The following is a 17,390-nucleotide window of genomic DNA, read 5'->3' as shown; positions in this document are numbered from 1 at the left end:
CAAGGAAATTTTTCATCGTATCCGCTAAAGCGGACAGCGAATCAATTTGCGAAAAAAGTTTTTTCACGTAGTTTGTTTACAAACTGCATACAATATCGATAAACAGTGAGGCACCATTTGTACCGAACTGTTTATCACACCTCCTGCAAATAACTCCCTAGTTCTTTTTTAAGGGAGATTTTAAACTTTTTTTTATTTCAGCGGCCAATTTTTGAATTTCGTCAAACCTATCCTGCTGTTTTAACTCTAAACTTATATAGTACAATTGATTGATTTTTTCTTTATCCGATTTTTTTATATCATCCATAAAAAGAATTTCATCATAACATGTATATTGATCTTGGTTATACGGTTTTGCATTATAAGGAGCGGCATTATCTATTTTTTGCTGCCACTGTTCAATATTTTTTTCGGGGGCTTCCTTAGGCGGTTTCAAATCTTTTGAAAGGCCGATATATGTATAATCGTCTCTTCTAGTTTTTGTATACATCTGTAAACCGCGCACTTCAATATCAGGTGTATTACCTTTTAAATTAAATCCCAAAGAAAGCTCTAAAGTAGTTTCTTTATCACAGGGAAAGTCTTTTTTCGATATTGAAAAATCATAATCTCCGGCCTTTATCGTTGTATTCTTTGAATTAAAATCAAATTTAATTGCTGCAAGCATAGGATCAATAGGATAATCTTTGGGAGATAAAGATAAAAATTCTTTCCAATCTCCGAAATTTGCATTATACGAAAGAATAATATAGTCAGTCATAAAACTATAATCAAGGTTATGTTCGTTCCTTGTCGAAGAAATTGAATCGATTCTACTCATAACATATATTCCTCCGGGAACAGGAAGAGAAAACGATATAACTTCCATGTCTGCAAAGGGAAGCTCCCAATAATTTATAAGCCATTTTCTACCGTAAACATCTATATGAGTTTCAGACCTTGATGCTTGACCATAAGATAAAATAGGAACTTTTTCACCTGCAATGGTTCTATAAATACGGTCAGCACTTAAAATATAGTCCATGTATAATTTAGGAGATTGTATAAGCTCTTTTTCGCTCACATTATCAGGTTTTTTTATCAAAGCCATTATTGAATTAAGCATTTTACCGTAAACGACTTTACCGTTTTGAGGAAGTTTATATTCTTTTATATCATTGGGAATAAATAATCCCCATTTTTTATTTTCTTGGCGTACCAAATAAAGAGGAAAAGAAGGTGCCCAAGATTCGTACATAATCTCTTCAGAACCCGAGGCTTTTGTAAAAGATTCAGTTCCTGAAAAACTATATTTTTTCTTCAAATCATCTATAATGTTTAGTGTAAATTTTTTATAATCGGATAGAACGGACTTTCGAACCTCCGTCAGTTTTTTAGGTAATTTTTCTTCATACTTGTATTCATAAAAGCTGCTTTCTTCGATAATGTGAGGCAGCCTATAAAAAATGGGAAGATAGACAGTGCCTACATTTTTTGCAATGTTTTTCGTCTCGGCAAAGGGAAGTGCATAGTTTAAATTTTCATTTTGGCTTTTCATTGTAATAATCCCTAAAACCATTCCATCAGGTGAAATAAGAGGGCCTCCGGAATTACCGGGGCTTGCTGCTGCCGAAAACCTAAGCCACTTCCATTCTCCGTTTCTTTCTTCAAATGTTTGACTTGTAAGAAGTCCGTTACGGATTATAATGCCTTCTCCTAAAGCATTGCCGACAGAAAAGGTCGGGGTATTTAAGTTAAACTCATTCAAGGCTGAAAGGCCTTCGCCTTTTACATGCTTATAATTTTCTGCCTCAAAAACTATAAAGTCCCGTTCAACAGAGTAACTTAAAACCGATCCTACCTTATAAACATCTCCCGATACCGAACGGAGGTGGTAGTCGTTATAAAAACTTTCTTCATAAAGATTAAAAACATGAGCGGCGGAATAAAATTTGCCGTCATCCATTAAAAAGGCGGTTCCTATAGGAATGTATTTGTCATTTCGTATTGCAAATGGAATCCTATCCATGGGAAGCTTTTTTTCATATTCCAGCTTTCCTTCTTCCGGTTTTAAAACAATGACTTCAAATACCGCTCCGTTTATTTTTTTCAGAACTTCAGGGCTTAGAACAGCCTGAGCGCCCAAAATTTGAAAAAATACCGCAAAAAATAAAATCATAAAAATGTTTTTAAATTTCATCATAACTCCTAATTTTTGTTCTCAATTATAAAACATCTCAATCGGTTTTTGGTTTTATCTTGATGAGGGATTATATCACAAGAATAAAGTACCGTCAATAAAAAATCTTAAACTTGACTTGAGATTGAGCTGTCTTTAACTGTGTAATTATAAATTCCCATTAAATTTATCTTTAAAAATTTCATTTAATTTTTTTGCAATTTTTAATCCTAAGTCTTCGTTAAATTTTATTTCCTTCCGATCATAGGTAAATATGCCGTTTATTTCGTCTTCTACGTCGCTTACCTGAGTATAGATTGAGGCACTCAAACCTTTTTCAATGGCAGGCAAAACATCTTTTTTATAAAGATTCCAAATAGCTTCATTCAATTCTTCTTTGCTGCCGAACATTTTATAACCGAATAAAATATCCGAACTCATGTGTCCTTGAACAGGCAAACTAAACCCTCCGAATTCCGTAAGGGCAAGAACCCTTCCTCTCTTGTCTTTTTTCGGCCTAAAGGCCTTATAGTAAATGTGGTAACTGTGAAAATCCCCTTCTCCCTGATCAAAGTAACCGCTTGCATGATCAATTAAGCGTGTTGTGTCTTTTTTGCGTATAAGGGCGGCGGCAGAGGCAGCATCGAACTGCCCCCAGCCTTCGTTAAAGGGAACCCAGACTGCTATGGAAGTTATACTGTACAATAAATCGATAGTACGCTCTGCATCGCGCATAAAATTTTTTCGGCCTGATTCGCTTTTTCTTCCATGAAGAGCATAGCGGCTTTTTCCGTCCTTAAAATTAAAACCGAGCCAAGGAGCATACTTTACAACAAAGTCTTTATATGGGCCGCCTCCGCTTACAAAGTCTTGCCATACAAGCATACCTAGTTTATCGCAATGATAATACCAGCGAAGAGGTTCTATTTTTATGTGCTTTCTAAGCATATTAAAACCCATATTTTTAAGCGTTTTAATTTCCCATATCATAGCCTCATCTGAAGAAGGGGTGTACATGCCGTCGCTCCAATAACCTTGATCCAAGAGACCGTGATGAAAAATCGGCTTTCCATTTAAACTTAAAACAGGTCCGGATTTGCCGTCAAGAAGTCCGAATTCCCTCATACCGAAATAAGAATACACAGTATCTTTTCCGGCTTTGATTTCAAGGTCATATAAAAAAGGACTTTCTGGGCTCCAGCTTTTAAAGTCATCCGGCATTTTTAAAAAGATATGGTTATCTTGAATGTTTCCTTCTGAGACCGCTTTTTCTCCATCAAATATTTTAACCGAGATATTACCTATCTGAGGAGGCAAACCGGCTCCGCAGCACATAAAGAGTTCCAATTCAACCTCTGCCTTTTTAAAGTGAGGGGTTATTTTTACAGTCTGAATGTAGTTTTCGGGGACTCTTTCAGACCATACCGTTTGCCAAATACCGCTTTGCCCCGTGTACCAAATCTCTCCACGGTTTAGGGTCTGTTTTCCGTAAGCTTCATCCCCAGTATCAGTATTATCTATAACTAAAACCGTAATTTCGGTTTTATCCGAATTTATAAAATCGGTTATATCGAAATAAAACGGCCAATAACCTCCGGAATGAGAACCGGCTTTTTTTCCGTTTATATAGACCGAACAATGCTGATCAACCGCACCGAAATGCAATAAAAGCCTTTCCCCATCCTTACACTTTTCAAAGGCAAATTCTCTGCGGTACCATAATTTTTTTCCGGGAAGAAGCTGTCTTTGTACTCCTGAAAGCAGACTTTCGGGCGAAAAAGGAACTATGATAGCTCCGTCCCATGTTTTGGGAGGTTCCCATTTTATGGGATGTCCTTCTGTTTCAGTTATTGCATAGTCCCACCGTCCGTTTAAACACTGCCAGTTTTCTCTTACAAGTTGAGGTCTCGGATATTCGTTTAATGGACAGTCCTTGTTTAGGCTTTCGCCCCAAGGTGTTAAAAGCTGTTTTATAGGTTTATTTTTTCTCATAGGATTCAGTGTCCTTAGGCTCATTGTTTTTTCGTTTATTGTAAAGCTTAGATGCAAAGTAAAGTGGAATGAAGGCGCAGAGGGCTAAAACGGCACCCCAGACATAGATAGACTCTACTGGAATATTTTCTGTTATGCCGAATTCGTTTACCACGGAACCGGCTCCATTTTTTACCAAAAAATTTCCTATCACTGTTCCAATGATCATTGGGGTCAACACAAAAAATAGAATACGCATACCTTCAAACTGACCGCGTGAAGTTTCAGGGTAAAGCTCTTTTACCCACATAGTCATAGATTGAGTTACAAGAATCTGGCCTGCACCGGCTAAAAAAACCGACAAAAAAAGAGGAATATTTTGCAGGCTAAACACAGCATCCTGATTAACCGATGATGGATTTATAAAAAGAGCTAAAACACAAAGGCCTAAACTGTTAAAAAGGATTGCACAAAAAGCAAGGATAGGTGTATATCCTTTATTTATAAGCCTGCTTGCCGGAATAACGGATAAGGAGGCGGCAAGCAAGCTTAAACCTTGAATGATTCCCATTTTCGCTGCATCGAAGCCCATACGGTAAATCATCCAGTTTCCCATGTGAACAAAATAAACATTAAATGAAATAAAAAAGACGGAACTTGTTATACAAGCCAGCATAAGTTCTTTGTGCGAAAAAAAACCTTCGGCCTTAAATACTGCTGCAAACTGCCGTGCAAAAGAGCCGGCTTTATGAGGCTTCAAGCCGGGCGAATCTTTTAATAAAAAAAGTGAAATAAGGCCTGTACCTATGACAAATAAGCCCATACACCAAAAAAGACGCTGGTAATTATTGTCGGTTCCGATTAAAAGGCCGCCCAACACAGTACCGGCTATTGTACCGATAACTGGCATAATTGCAAGCACAGCCCCAACCTGTCCTCGGTTTTTATCATTCGTCATATCGTTACTCCATGCGTTGTAACCTGAATCATTTGCCATGGAACCGAAAAAGCTCATAAAATCATCGGCGAGGATAACAAGTACGGCAGCCCATACAGATACCTTAGCACCGGTTCCAACCTGCCCGCTTCCTACAAATTCTGTTAGGCCGAAAAGGATGGTGGTAAGGCCCCAGACGATGTAGCCTATTGAAACAAAACGGCGGCGCTCTCCTACTCTATCCGATATGGTACCGAAGATAAAGGTCGAAAAGGTTGTTACCAATGCACTCGTAATAACCATAAGGGTTACGATTGAAGAATCTTTTGCGATTTTAGCATATACAAAGGTATTAAACCACTGATTTTCAATGTTCCAGCACAATTGTCCTGCAATGCCCAATCCCCACATTAAAAACCAAAAACGCTTTGTGTTCATAAGAGTTGTTTTTTCAATATCCGTATTTGTAAGCATTTTGCCTCCATACTTAATCCAATAAATTGCGCAAGACAATAGGTTAAACGCCGCTATCGAACTTTGCAAAACCTATTGACATTTTTTTAGTTTTGCTATATTATACCCCTCATTACGGGCAATAGCGCAGTTGGTTAGCGTACAAGTCTGGGGGACTTGGGGTCCCCGGTTCAAATCCGGGTTGCCCGATAAAGAACTTCGTTTTTTTAAAACGAAGTTCTTTTTTTATACTTACCTTTTAATATCCGAAAACAAGTTTTATTTTTGCTTCGGCTCCGGTACCTTTAAAACTTCCTGTAAATGAAGGAGATGCAGCCGAAACCGCCGTTTCAAGCCTAAAAACCCTTGTTTCCAAAAAGAGCCCCAGTTGATTTTTCCAAACTCTATCTTCACGACTCATTCCAATATATGCGCCCAAAACCTTTAAAAAACGGCTTTCCAATTTTAGTCCCGCATCAACATAAAAGGGCTTATAACAATGGCAGCCTATGCTGGGCGTAATAATCAAATAATCATTAAAAAAAGGTCTTATATCCGAGCTTACTGAAAGTTTTAATGGCCTGAATATATTTTTTGTAGGTAAATCATAGGTTAAATTTGTCTCGGTAAAAGATCCGCTGGGAGGCTTTATTTGAGATGCTTGATCAGGTGTTATAAAGCCATTCATATATTGAATTAGAGATTCCATTCTAAAATCTCCCTCATATATTTTCGAAATACCCTTATTTAGTCTGGACGGAAAAATAGGAATATTTATAACATTAAAATTCAGATTAGCAAGATCATTGAAAGTATAGGTACCGTAAAAGTTAAAATCTACACCGCCTCTTGATAAAATGTCTCCTATGTCTAATTTGGAATTAGGGTCTCCAAATATAGGAAAGTGAGAGTACAAATTTAGTTTTAACTTACCCCTTGCAACTATTTTTCCGGTTATAGGATCATTGATAAACTCATAATCCCCCATATCCGATTCCATATAAAATGCTGGTATAAAATAAGAAGTGCTTACTCTAAATTTAAATGAATTAAATTTCATACCGTAAAAAATACCCGTATCTGTAAAGCCTTGTGATATTCCCGTTATTTTTCCGCTGAAGCTGTTTGAAGAAAGATTTCCATTTGCTGCAAAGTCGATTAAATTTTTAGGAATATTTGAAAATTCGTAACCCTCTGTTTTTATAAAAAAGCCGAACTCGGCTTTTGACTTTATATAAATATCCAAGTATATATTTGCCGTTCCGGCTGCAGATAAATCAAACCCGGCCTTAGGCAATGCTTTTGACATATCAGATAAGTCAATATCAAGAGTTTTTTGAAATAAATCGGTAATTTTAAAATATGAATTGGAAACCCCAACTTTAACTTCAATACCGAACGCAAAAGCCTCTCTGCTGTTTTTAAAAAACGATTCCTTAGGAGGCTTTTCAATTTCTTGAACTTCGGTTTCGGTATTTTCAGGTATTTCCGTTTCGGGTTCTTTAGAATCCGCTTGCTCAGTATTTTCATCATCATTAACAGGAGACTCAACTAAATCTATTCCGTTTCTTTTTCTTATTTCGTTGAGCATTGTTTCTGTTTGCTCATCTGAATCATAAGCTGAAGAGATATCTTCTTCGGAATGTGTATTTAAAACAAAAAATGAAAATATTAAAAATAAAAAAATATATTTTTTCATTTGCATTACCTCTTAAAATTCATAATTTATATCCATATTTGCGACAGTATAAGCCGAAAAGTTTAAGGTGCCGTTTTTTATTAGTTTTTGATTTGATTCTTTATCAAAATACAGATTTACTTCGATGGGAAATGGTACCCTATTTTGAATTTCCCGTAATTCGTTTTTAGATATTTTTATTGAGATTTCATTGGTTCCGGGTTTTAATAAAATATTTTTCTTAAATTTATGTGTACCGCTTTCCTTCCAATCAGGGTTTAAAATTTCAATTTTAAGATCAACACCTAATTGATTGTAATAATTTATTACGAGAGTCAATTCTTTTGTTTTATTGATAATATTATTGGTGCTGTCATTTGCTTCTTTCCTTGAAAGTATATCCTCAATCAACATAATTTCTTTTTTTATACTTTCGCTTACATACGCCTCAGCCTGAATATCAAAAACAATGTCGGTATTGAATTCTGCTTTGTATTTATTTACACCCGTTTTATTTTCTATAGCATCCAATGCTTCTTTTGTAACAATGATTTTTTTCAATTTAGCACTTGCATCAAATTGAATTTGTTCTGCCTTATCTTGAAATATACCTTTAATATCAATACTTTCATTGGACAAACTTGCTTCTGACAGAAGAGTTTTGTATGAATATGCTGTTAAAAAATCAGGCCTTTTATCAACAAAAGAAATTTCTTTTGCTTCTCCATCTTGGATTATATTAATGGAATTGGATGTTCCATTTTCTTTTGTGTATTTAAGCTTTACATCTGTTTTTAGTGTAGGCTTATCTTTCTTTTTAATAAGATCCGAGTTAAGATAAATATAAGCTGCTATGGGTTTCGGCAGAATTTTACTCAAATCCTCATTTTCTTTAAAGATATCCAAGTCCATAGGATTTTCAGGGAAGTTATTTTGTATGGAATTGTTTGTGGTTTTAGGTTTTATACAAGCCTTATTCCAGTCAAAATTTACGGTTATATTTCCGCTCAAGGAATATTCATGGTTATTCTCGATATTTTTTAGTGTTAAAGTGTTTGGATTTGACGAACCATCATACCCTGAAAGGCCGAGCGTTGCCGTAAAGTTTAATTCGCTCAATCCAGCAAGTTCTAATTTGTGATTTTCTTTTTTAAGTATGGTATGGTTTTCAGTATTACTTTGACCAGTTTTAAAAATGTGAGCGTTATCACCTATGGTTGATTCAATATTAGATTCAATATTAATAGTTATATCATTTCCTTCGGGTAAATTGTTTGTAAGCTGAATATCTGCCGAAATTGTTTTAAATTCTATCCAGTCTACAATAGTTTTTAAGTTAGTTAGATCTTTGTTTACATTATAGGTAAGATTCCCCAAATCTTTTTCAATCTTAATTTCTTTAAATTTTTTAATATCGCTTTTTATATTTAAAGTTAGAGCTCCGCTTCCTCCATAGTTTGCCGGTATTGTTCCTGTTATTACTATTTTTCCTCCAATCTTAATTCTATCCGTTGATTCTATTGTTTCATTATTTAGATCTAATTCACCTATTAGATTGTCACTTGTTTTCGTGTTTGTAAATTTTTTCCAAACCTCAGATTCACCATTCTTTTTTACTTGTATCCCGCTATAATCAATTTTTATTGTATTCGGTAAACTATTGGCTCCGGATATGGAAATATTCAGCTTGCCTTCTGCAATCTGGGCCGATATGAAATTTTCTCCGCTTGGTTTTATTTCAGGGAAACTGCCAATAGGCAGTTTTAATGTAATATCACCTCCGGCGGCGTTGGCCGGAATTACGGTATTGCTTAGTACATGGCTTTTTTCAATTTTAATTTCATGAATGTTAATCTTTTGTTCATCAATATTTTTGTTCAGACTATCTCCTGTAAAATCTTTGATTTTAGTTATATGCTCGGACATATCAATTGTTTTTGCAGCAACAGGATAATGTATCAGATAGTGCAATGCATTCCCTTCGCCGCCGTATTCATAGACTTTAATATTATCAAGACCTGTTCCCATGCTCTTGATTTTTTCTTCTATAGATTTTTTATCTATAAAATTATCTATCTTTATTTCCTTACTACCAAGGTTAACCTTTACTTGAGGGGCTGCTTTTATCTTAACTTTTTTTACAAATCCTTGCTTGCATGATGCTAAAATAATCAGAATTAGAATGCCGAAAAATATAAATTTCTTATGTTTCATAAACTTCTCTCCCGGTAAAAGTTGTGATCGGACAAGATAAAATATTTTATCTTATGCCTTATGATTATATCAAATTTCTCTATACAAATCAAGTATAAAATCAATATCTTTTTTTATTTATATATTGATATATTCTTACATTTATGATAGCATTTACAATATGAGAACTCTCGACAAATCATTACCGTTATTATTAAAACGGATTTCGGCACAATATCCAAACATACGAGCTCAAATGTTTAAGGGTGAGGATAAGGAATTTAAAAGTCTTTCTTATAAACAGTTATATGAAATTTCCCTTGATTTTGCAGCAGGACTGCTTTCTATAGGGGTAAGGCCTAAAGACCATGTGGGGCTTATAGCCGATAACCGTAAAGAATGGCTTCATGCAAGTTTTGGCATCATGAATATCGGAGCTGCAGATGTTCCGCGAGGCTGTGATGCTACCGAACAGGAAATTACTCACATCCTTTCCTTCTCAGAATGTAAATTTGCCGTTTTAGAAAATGAAGCACAAATAAAAAAAGTTTTAAGCAATATAGAAGAAATTCCCCTTCTGCAATCGATTATAAGCATAGATAATGCCGATTTTAAAAAATTTGAAGAAGAATTCGGCATTAAAGAAAGAAATATTAAATTTTATACTTATGCTCAAATTATAGAATTGGGCAAAACTGCAAGAATTGAAGGTAAATTCAATCCTGAAGAATATGCGGAAAACGTCGATACCGATGATTTGGCATCTATAATCTTCACATCGGGTACTACCGGAAACCCTAAGGGTGTTACTATGACCCACAGAAACTTTATGACGCAGCTTATGGAGCTTCCGGATAGGATTATACTTAAACCGGGCCAAAAAGCTATTTCGGTACTTCCCGTTTGGCATTCATTTGAAAGAGCTTGTGAATATGTTATAATTATTTCAGGCGGTACTATCGCTTATTCAAAGCCGATAGGAAGTATTCTTTTAGCGGATATGCTAAAAATAAACCCGACTCTTTTCCCCTCTGTCCCAAGAATCTGGGAAGCCGTTTATGACGGCATCTTTAAGGCAATGAAAAAAAGAGGCCGCCCCCTTTATTACCTCTTCTTATTCTTTATTGAAGTCGGAATAAAAACAATGCGCCTAAAAAGGAGAGTAACGGGGCAATGCCCGCATTTTCAGCGCATAACTAAGGTGCTCTACCCAATATTGGCTCTTATACCGCTTTTATGTATTGCTCCTATGTATTATATCGGGGATTTGCTTATTTACCGAACAATCCGCAAAAAGTTCGGAAAATGCTTTAGAGCAGGAGTCTCCGGAGGAGGTGCCTTGCCGCCCAATGTTGATGAATTTTTTTGGGCAATCCGAATAAGCGTTGTCGAAGGTTACGGTATCACAGAAACGGCTCCGGTTATTTGTGTACGGCCGATGCCTAAGCCTGTTTTCGGTACTTTGGGTAAACCGCTCGCTTGTTTTGAATCTAAAATTATAGATAAAAATGGAAACGAATTGCCTCATAACAGAAAAGGATTGCTTCTTGTCAAAGGTGATGCCGTAACAAAGGGCTATTATAAGGATCCTGAAAGGACAGCTGAGGTTATAGATAAGGACGGCTGGTTTGATACCGGAGACCTTGCTATAAAAACAATTGATGGAGAATTAATTCTTAAAGGCCGCCGAAAAAATACTATAGTTTTAAGAGGCGGAGAAAACATCGAGCCTGTTCCGATAGAAGTAAAACTGCAGGAATCTCCCTTAATTTCTATTGCCGTCGTTTTAGGCCAAGATCAAAGAGCCTTGGGAGCCCTAATTGTGGTTAATAAAGAAAACCTCCAAACATGGGCGGCAAATAACGGCTTAAGAAATGTGCCTGTCGCAGAGCTTGTACATGACTTGAATGTACAAAAAATGTATGAGGCTGAGGTTGCAGAACTGGTTAACTCCAAAACCGGTTTTAAACTATTTGAAAGAATAAATAGGATTGTCCTTCTTCCTGAAGAGTTTCAGGCGGGCAGGGAATTATCTGCAAAGGGCGAAATGATGCGTCATAAGATAAATCAGCTTTACCGCAAAGAAATCTATGAACTTTTTAAATAAAAAATAAATTTCAAAAAAAAAAGAACTCAAATTATTGAGTTCTTTTTTTGCGGCGAACTGGACTTGAACCAGCACACCCGTTAAGGCATCAGCACCTCAAGCTGACGTGTCTACCATTCCACCACCGCCGCAACTGAAACGATTTTATCAGATAATCAAAAAAAAGTCAATAGAAAACAAAAACTAATTTTCATTTGAAGTTTCCTCTGTGTCTGTGATTTCAGGCATAATTTCGTCATTTACCGGAGGATCGATAAAAATAGAAGGATCAATTTCAAGAGGGGCTGAGTCGATTTTTATTTCTTCTTCGCCCTGAGCCATACCGGAATCCTTTATTCTATCTATACCTATATCTCTTAGCTTTATGCCGGACGTATGTTCCGTACAGACTTCCGTCGGCTGTGTTCCATATAAAAATGGAAGAGTAACTGTTTCATCGGTACAGTTTTCTGAAGGCAGCATTCCTGATTTTTTACATACATCCACCATTATAACCCCTTTTTCGGGTCTAACAAAATCCTTAAAAGGCTTATTTTTATGAACTTCACGCATAAAGTTTGCCGCTACATATCCAGAAAGGGCAGCTCCAGTGTTATCCGTTCCTAAAGAATAGCCCCCTCTATCAAAGCCGTACCATGCAATAGCAGAATAATATGGAGAATATATTGCTGCCCATGAAGCTGACCAGTTTTGTGTCGTTCCGGTCTTTGCAGCCATAGGCATTCTAAATGTTCTTCCCGTTCTTTCATCTTTATAATCGAATTTTTTACCGCCTGAAGAAGCACTGAATAGGGTTCCCAGAGTTATGGATTTTTTTAAGATTTCGGTCATTATAAAGGCATTACTTGGGCTTATGACCTGCATTGCCGTTCCGCGTTTACGCTGTTCAATACGTAAGTCAAGCTCGGGATCCATTATTGTAACACCGTTCCTATTTTCGATAGATCTTACGGCTATGGGATCTACGGCTCTGCCTTGGTTTCCGAATATTGCAAAGGCTCTTAAGAGCTGTACAGGCGTAACGGAACTTATTCCAAGGGCTAAAGGATAGACCTTTTCAAAGGTTCTGTCAATTTCGGCCGGATCTGTAATACCCATAAGACTTGCAATACGGTCTATAGCTCTATCAAAGCCCACCATTTCCAAAGTTTTAATTGCAGGAATATTTAAAGAAAGAGGTAATGCCCTATAAACCAAGACTGTTCCGTTCCACTTTCCACCGTAGTTATTTGGAATATATTGCACTCCGTCAGCAGATTCAAAAACTTGAGGTGAGTCATCCATTCTTGTAGCAGCTGTAATCACCTTTTCGTCAATTGCTGCAGAATATATCAAAGGTTTTATTGTGCTTCCTACCTGAAGTTTTGATTGAGTTGCCCTTATAAGCTGGTTGGACTCATTGAATTGACTTCCTCCAATCAGGGCAGTTATATAGCCTGTTTCATTTTCAATAGAAATAAAGGTTCCTTCTACAACTCTTTCCATTAAAACTTCCTGCATTTTGGCGGTTGACTGCTTGGTAAGAGTTTTTAGGTTGTCTATGCCGCACATTAGGGCTAATACATCGATGGTATTGTTTAGGTTGTTTCGATAATAGGAATTAGTTTTTACTTTGAGTTGTTTTTCTCCCATATTAAGAGATTCTATTCCGAAGCAGAGGGTCAAAAGAGAAGTCAGATTACTGTACTGTTCCGCCTGACTAAAGGAGGTTGAGGTTGAGGCAATTACTCTGTTATTAGCTATTTCAATGTATTTTTGAAATTCATTATCTGCTATTTCTTGATGCCTTAAATCACAGGTAGTATGTACAGTATATCCGTCCTTGTAAAGGTTCATAGTGCCGTATAACATATTGTCGGCCACTTCTCGTCTTACATATTCCGAAAACCATCTGGCCTTGTCTTCACGGGTAAGCCATGCCGATAGTGCAATTCTGGTATAGTCAAAGTTAGCCCAATAGTCTTCAAAGGAATCAGCCGCTTCCTCCTTTGATACAAAGCCTAAGTTTATCATGGCCTCAAGGACATTTTCCTGTCTTTCCCTTGCTCGGTTAGGGTAAGTAAATGGATTATATCTTGTAGGGTTTGAGAGCTGAATAATTAAGATAGCAGCCTCTGCAGGTGTAAGCTCTGCTGCAGAATGTCCAAAATAAAAACGGGATGCGGCGCTTACCCCATTTGTGCCTCCGCCGAAATAAGCTTCGTTCAGATATAGCATCATTATCTCATCTTTTGAATGCCGCCTTTCCATCTGGATTGCCCACCAGAGTTCTTTTACCTTTCTTTTTATGCTTCTGTCGGTTCTATCACAATAGAGAAGGCCTGCAATTTGCTGGGTAATTGTACTTCCTCCCCCTAAAGATTTTCCCATAAGCTGTCCTATGACAGCCCTTATAATTGATTTTATTCTAAAGCCCTTGTGTTCGTAGAATAGACGGTCTTCACGGGCTAAAAGAGCTGCAATCAGATTAGGAGAAATATCTCCGTAATTGATGAGCTCTCTCTTTTCGTCCAATGAGAATTCGGTGATTAGGTCTCCTCTTATGTCCAATATTCTTGACGGGAGGGACGGGTTAAAGTCAACGAATAATTCGCTTTGCTTTATATTTTTTGTCATTGCAAGCATTTTTCCGAGAGCAAATGCTCCGCCCGCTAAAACGAGAAAAATCAAAATAAGATATAAATATATTATCTTGCTCAGCTTATTCATACAGTTAAATAAAACATAATTTTAAGTTTTTTACAAGTGGGTAGTTTTTTTATTAAAAAAAAGAGCCGGTTAAAAAACCGGCCCGCCCATCAGGCTATCGGCAGCCGGTGGGTGGGAGGGGAACCGACCGCCGATATTTATTTATCGGCTAAGGATAAAAAAACTTAAGAGCATCTTTAAAAACTTGGTTAGATTTTTAGAGTCTCTCTTAAATTTATCTTTTCTTATTTTTTAGAATAATCCATCTGATTTTATCTGCAAGGTTAAATAATTTGTACATAAGATGTTTATAAACAAAGTCGAATGTCCCTATGTATTCTACCAGCTGAGGATTGTAACCTGCTTTAAATTTATGAAAGCCGTACCATGAATTCTTTGTGTCAGGATTTGGTCCTAAGCAGCCCCAAAGGTCAAAAAGAGAACAATTTGACTCTTTTCCGTATTGAATAGCCTTCCACATTATAAGGTTATTGGGCATTAATTCTCTATGATTATTGCTTGATGCCCCGTATGGATAGTAAAGTTTCCCGTTAAATTTAAAGAGTATCCATGCAGTTAAAACCTCTTCTTCATAAACGGCTTCAAATATTCTAAGGGTATCTTTTGGTAATATTTTAAACATCTGTCTAAAGTATTCTCCATTGTGATTAAAAAAGCCCTGTCTTTTTGTGGTTTCTTCCATCAGTCTTATATAGTCTTCCATACCCTCTTCGGTACTCTTATCGATTATAGTAACTCCTTTTTTTTCGGCAAGGCGAATGTTATACCTTGTCTTGGAATGAAAAGAGGCTAAAAGCTCATCTTCGGTTTTTTCTATATTTAAAAGAAAATTATATTTTTCAAAAAAAGGTTTGCCTTTTTTTGCTCCGTTTTTCAACAAGAAATTTTTCTTATCCCCAATAGACGTTTTTAAAAAAGCTGCCTCTGAATAAACGGCTTCTAAATGGTTATCTTTTTGTGCGGGGCAAAAGATATCCGGCTCTACCTTTATAAATATAGCTTTATGTTTTTTTGCCGTCTCTTTTAAGGCTTCAATGTTTTCTTGCTCCGGCATTACTGTTTTTGAGGCTATCCCAACCGTATACTTTGTCTTAGGTATTTTAGAAAAAATAATCTGAATACCGCTTTTTAATTTTCCGTCTTCAAAAAAACCTATACGTTCAGCAATAGCGCCCATACTTTCTTTAAAATCACCCCAAGCCCATGATTGGATGGGATGAGAAACAACCTTATCGAACTCGTCTTTATATTCGGATGTTAAAAACCTAGCTTCCATCATTTATAACTCCCTCAATCGGCAGATAAACAGTGAGGCTGAATTCCTGCAGAACTGTTTACCATACCTCCCATAATATTCCTTATTTATTTTTATCTACAAAATCGGCAGGGTTTTTTGGTATACCTTGCTCACGTATTTCAAAATGAAGATGAGGCCCTGTCGACATTCCGGTAGAGCCCACAGCACCGATAATTGTGCCCGATTTTACGGTTTCATTCAAGCTCGCATACACCTTGCTCAAATGGCCGTACAGGCTTGCCCTTCCATCGGTGTGGGTTAAAATAATATAGTTTCCATAAACATTGTTATAAGATACTTCCTTTACCCTGCCTGCTGCACAGGCCATAACGGGGCTTCCTGTAGGAGCCGCAAGGTCTATTCCCGGATGATAGCTTGCCTTGCCCGTAAATGGGTCCTGCCTTTTGCCGAAGCCCGAAGTTATAACCGCATCTTTAAGAGGAAAGCGGTAAAAGGGCATAAAGAAAAAAGCTCTTACCGTTCCGTCAAAAATTTCTCCCGGAAAACAAAATATCTCACGTTTCTCTTCGGGGCCGTATATTTTTATTTTTACCGGTTCTGTTTTATTCTTTTTAAAAAGAGCTTCGGTAAGTTTTTCGATACTTGAAAGGGATTTTTCGGGAAGATAAACGGCAGGCATTGTCGGAAGAATCAAGGTACGCCCTGCAATGTCAGTTTGAACGGACTCAATTCTATTTAAGGTAACAATTGCATCATATGGAATAGAACATCGGGCTGCAATTTTTATTATAGTATCTTCACCGGTTGCCTTATAGGTGTAAAATCTGATAGGAAGTTCATTTCCTGTTTTTGCTGCAGCCAAAGCCTTGCGTGCATCAGCTACATCGTCGCAATATTGAACAAAAAGATAGTCATCAATAGTTAATTTTTCTATTTGAGGATAGGGAACTTGGGCTCTTAAAATTGAAGCTGATAAAAAAAAGAATAAAAATAGAAATTTAAAAGCCTTCATTACCGTTTATTTTTTGATTGGTCTATTCCAAAGGCTAAAAAACCGTAGATCACAAAAATCAAAATAAGAACAATTATAGCCGGTATCTTATTAAAGGTCAAAACCAATTTAGCACATAATATAAGGCCGCCTATTACGGTTATTTTTTTTAAAATGGAAATAATGAGTCCGCTAGGGCTTTTTTTATATGCTTTGATTGTTTTCTTTACTAAAATGTAAAGAATCCCGCATACAAAAACGCTTATTGAAATTATTGTGTACAAACTTACATTAGTAACAGCTAAAAACCATAAAGGATAGGCTACTGCGACACCTGCAAGTACACACACTCCGGCAATAGCCGAAAAGGTCAACAGACCGAAAAAAAACGACCCATAGCCCCTAATAATTTTTCCAAAACTCATAAAGCCCTCCGGACTCGTGATTGAGGTTATCACGTCTTAAAATTTAAGCCGGATTATTCCTCTGAGATTGCTTCAACAGGACAAACGCCTGCACAAGCACCGCAGCTGATACAGGTATCAGCATCAATTACGTGTTTGCCTCCGGCTTCGCTGATAGCGTTTACGGGGCATTCACTTTCGCACGCAGCACAGTTCGTGCACTCATTAGAAATTTTATAAGCCATTTGCATACTCCTTATCATAAATTTCCATGTCTTCATTATAACATTTACATATAAAAAAGGCAATATAAAAGCGGCATAAAAAAAGAGATTGGCACTTGTGCCAATCTCTAAATTAAACGCTCTTGAAGTAAGATTCAAAACGTATTATTATCGGTTAAGAAAAAACGGCATCCGGATGTCAAAATAATGCCGTCTATAACCCCGACCGTTACTTATATTATCGGGTTTATACAAAAAAAACTTAAATTTTTTGTGAAAAATGTGTTAAAAAAGATAAAATTTATGA

At 36.6% G+C, this 17,390-nt stretch carries 11 protein-coding genes and 2 tRNA genes; 2 read left to right on the top strand and 11 right to left on the bottom strand.

Features of this window, described 5'->3' with window-relative positions; all coding sequences use genetic code 11:
* Positions 1-157 precede the first annotated feature (157 nt).
* From E4N74_RS04335 to E4N74_RS04325, 3 genes are all read right to left on the bottom strand, one after another.
* The gene (locus tag E4N74_RS04335) at positions 158-2,182 is read right to left on the bottom strand and encodes a S1 family peptidase (RefSeq protein ID WP_211347438.1); all 2,025 of its coding nucleotides are present in this window, start codon (positions 2,180-2,182) and stop codon (positions 158-160) included.
* Between the two features lie 144 nt (positions 2,183-2,326).
* Positions 2,327-4,150: a glycoside hydrolase family 2 protein gene (locus E4N74_RS04330; protein ID WP_255806310.1), complete on the bottom strand. Its 1,824-nt coding sequence runs from the start codon at positions 4,148-4,150 to the stop codon at positions 2,327-2,329.
* Positions 4,137-5,540, bottom strand: a complete 1,404-nt coding sequence (locus E4N74_RS04325) for an MFS transporter (RefSeq protein ID WP_255819055.1) — start codon at positions 5,538-5,540, stop codon at positions 4,137-4,139. The genes E4N74_RS04330 and E4N74_RS04325 overlap by 14 nt, the downstream gene beginning before the upstream one ends.
* 115 nt (positions 5,541-5,655) lie before the next feature.
* On the opposite strand from E4N74_RS04325, the gene E4N74_RS04320 reads away from it, so the two are divergent.
* Positions 5,656-5,729: transfer RNA gene (locus E4N74_RS04320), tRNA-Pro, on the top strand.
* 49 nt (positions 5,730-5,778) lie between these two features.
* On the opposite strand, the gene E4N74_RS04315 is transcribed toward E4N74_RS04320, so the two are convergent.
* Positions 5,779-7,218, bottom strand: coding sequence for a hypothetical protein (locus E4N74_RS04315; protein ID WP_255819053.1), 1,440 nt, complete (start codon positions 7,216-7,218; stop codon positions 5,779-5,781).
* 12 nt (positions 7,219-7,230) lie between these two features.
* Positions 7,231-9,411, bottom strand: a complete 2,181-nt coding sequence (locus E4N74_RS04310; protein ID WP_255819052.1) for a hypothetical protein — start codon at positions 9,409-9,411, stop codon at positions 7,231-7,233.
* Positions 9,412-9,571: 160 nt separating this feature from the next.
* On the opposite strand from E4N74_RS04310, the gene E4N74_RS04305 reads away from it, so the two are divergent.
* Entirely contained in the window at positions 9,572-11,497 is a 1,926-nt protein-coding gene (locus E4N74_RS04305) for an AMP-dependent synthetase/ligase (protein ID WP_420832867.1), read from the top strand.
* 48 nt (positions 11,498-11,545) lie between these two features.
* Here E4N74_RS04305 and E4N74_RS04300 read toward each other — a convergent pair.
* The 6 genes from E4N74_RS04300 to E4N74_RS04275 form a co-directional block, all read right to left on the bottom strand.
* Positions 11,546-11,628 (bottom strand) — tRNA-Leu (locus E4N74_RS04300).
* A gap of 52 nt (positions 11,629-11,680) precedes the next feature.
* Positions 11,681-14,206 carry a penicillin-binding protein 1A gene (locus E4N74_RS04295; protein WP_255806305.1) on the bottom strand — a complete coding sequence of 842 codons (2,526 nt, stop codon included), beginning with the start codon at positions 14,204-14,206 and terminating at the stop codon, positions 11,681-11,683.
* A gap of 214 nt (positions 14,207-14,420) precedes the next feature.
* Complete coding sequence (locus E4N74_RS04290; RefSeq protein WP_255819049.1) at positions 14,421-15,485, bottom strand: lipid II:glycine glycyltransferase FemX; 1,065 nt, start codon at positions 15,483-15,485, stop codon at positions 14,421-14,423.
* Positions 15,486-15,564: 79 nt separating this feature from the next.
* A complete protein-coding gene (locus tag E4N74_RS04285) occupies positions 15,565-16,476 on the bottom strand; it encodes a LysM peptidoglycan-binding domain-containing M23 family metallopeptidase (RefSeq protein ID WP_255806303.1) in 912 nt (303 codons plus the stop codon).
* On the bottom strand, positions 16,476-16,880 hold the full coding sequence (locus E4N74_RS04280) for a hypothetical protein (RefSeq protein ID WP_245608847.1): 405 nt from the start codon (positions 16,878-16,880) through the stop codon (positions 16,476-16,478). The genes E4N74_RS04285 and E4N74_RS04280 overlap by 1 nt, the downstream gene beginning before the upstream one ends.
* Before the next feature lie 53 nt (positions 16,881-16,933).
* Complete coding sequence (locus tag E4N74_RS04275) at positions 16,934-17,104, bottom strand: DUF362 domain-containing protein (RefSeq protein WP_002670897.1); 171 nt, start codon at positions 17,102-17,104, stop codon at positions 16,934-16,936.
* Between the last annotated feature and the right edge of the window lie 286 nt (positions 17,105-17,390).

Source organism: Treponema putidum (assembly GCF_024401155.1).
GTDB lineage: Bacteria > Spirochaetota > Spirochaetia > Treponematales > Treponemataceae > Treponema_B > Treponema_B putidum.
Note: the sequence above shows the minus strand (reverse complement) of the source record. Positions and strands in the feature narration are given on the sequence as shown.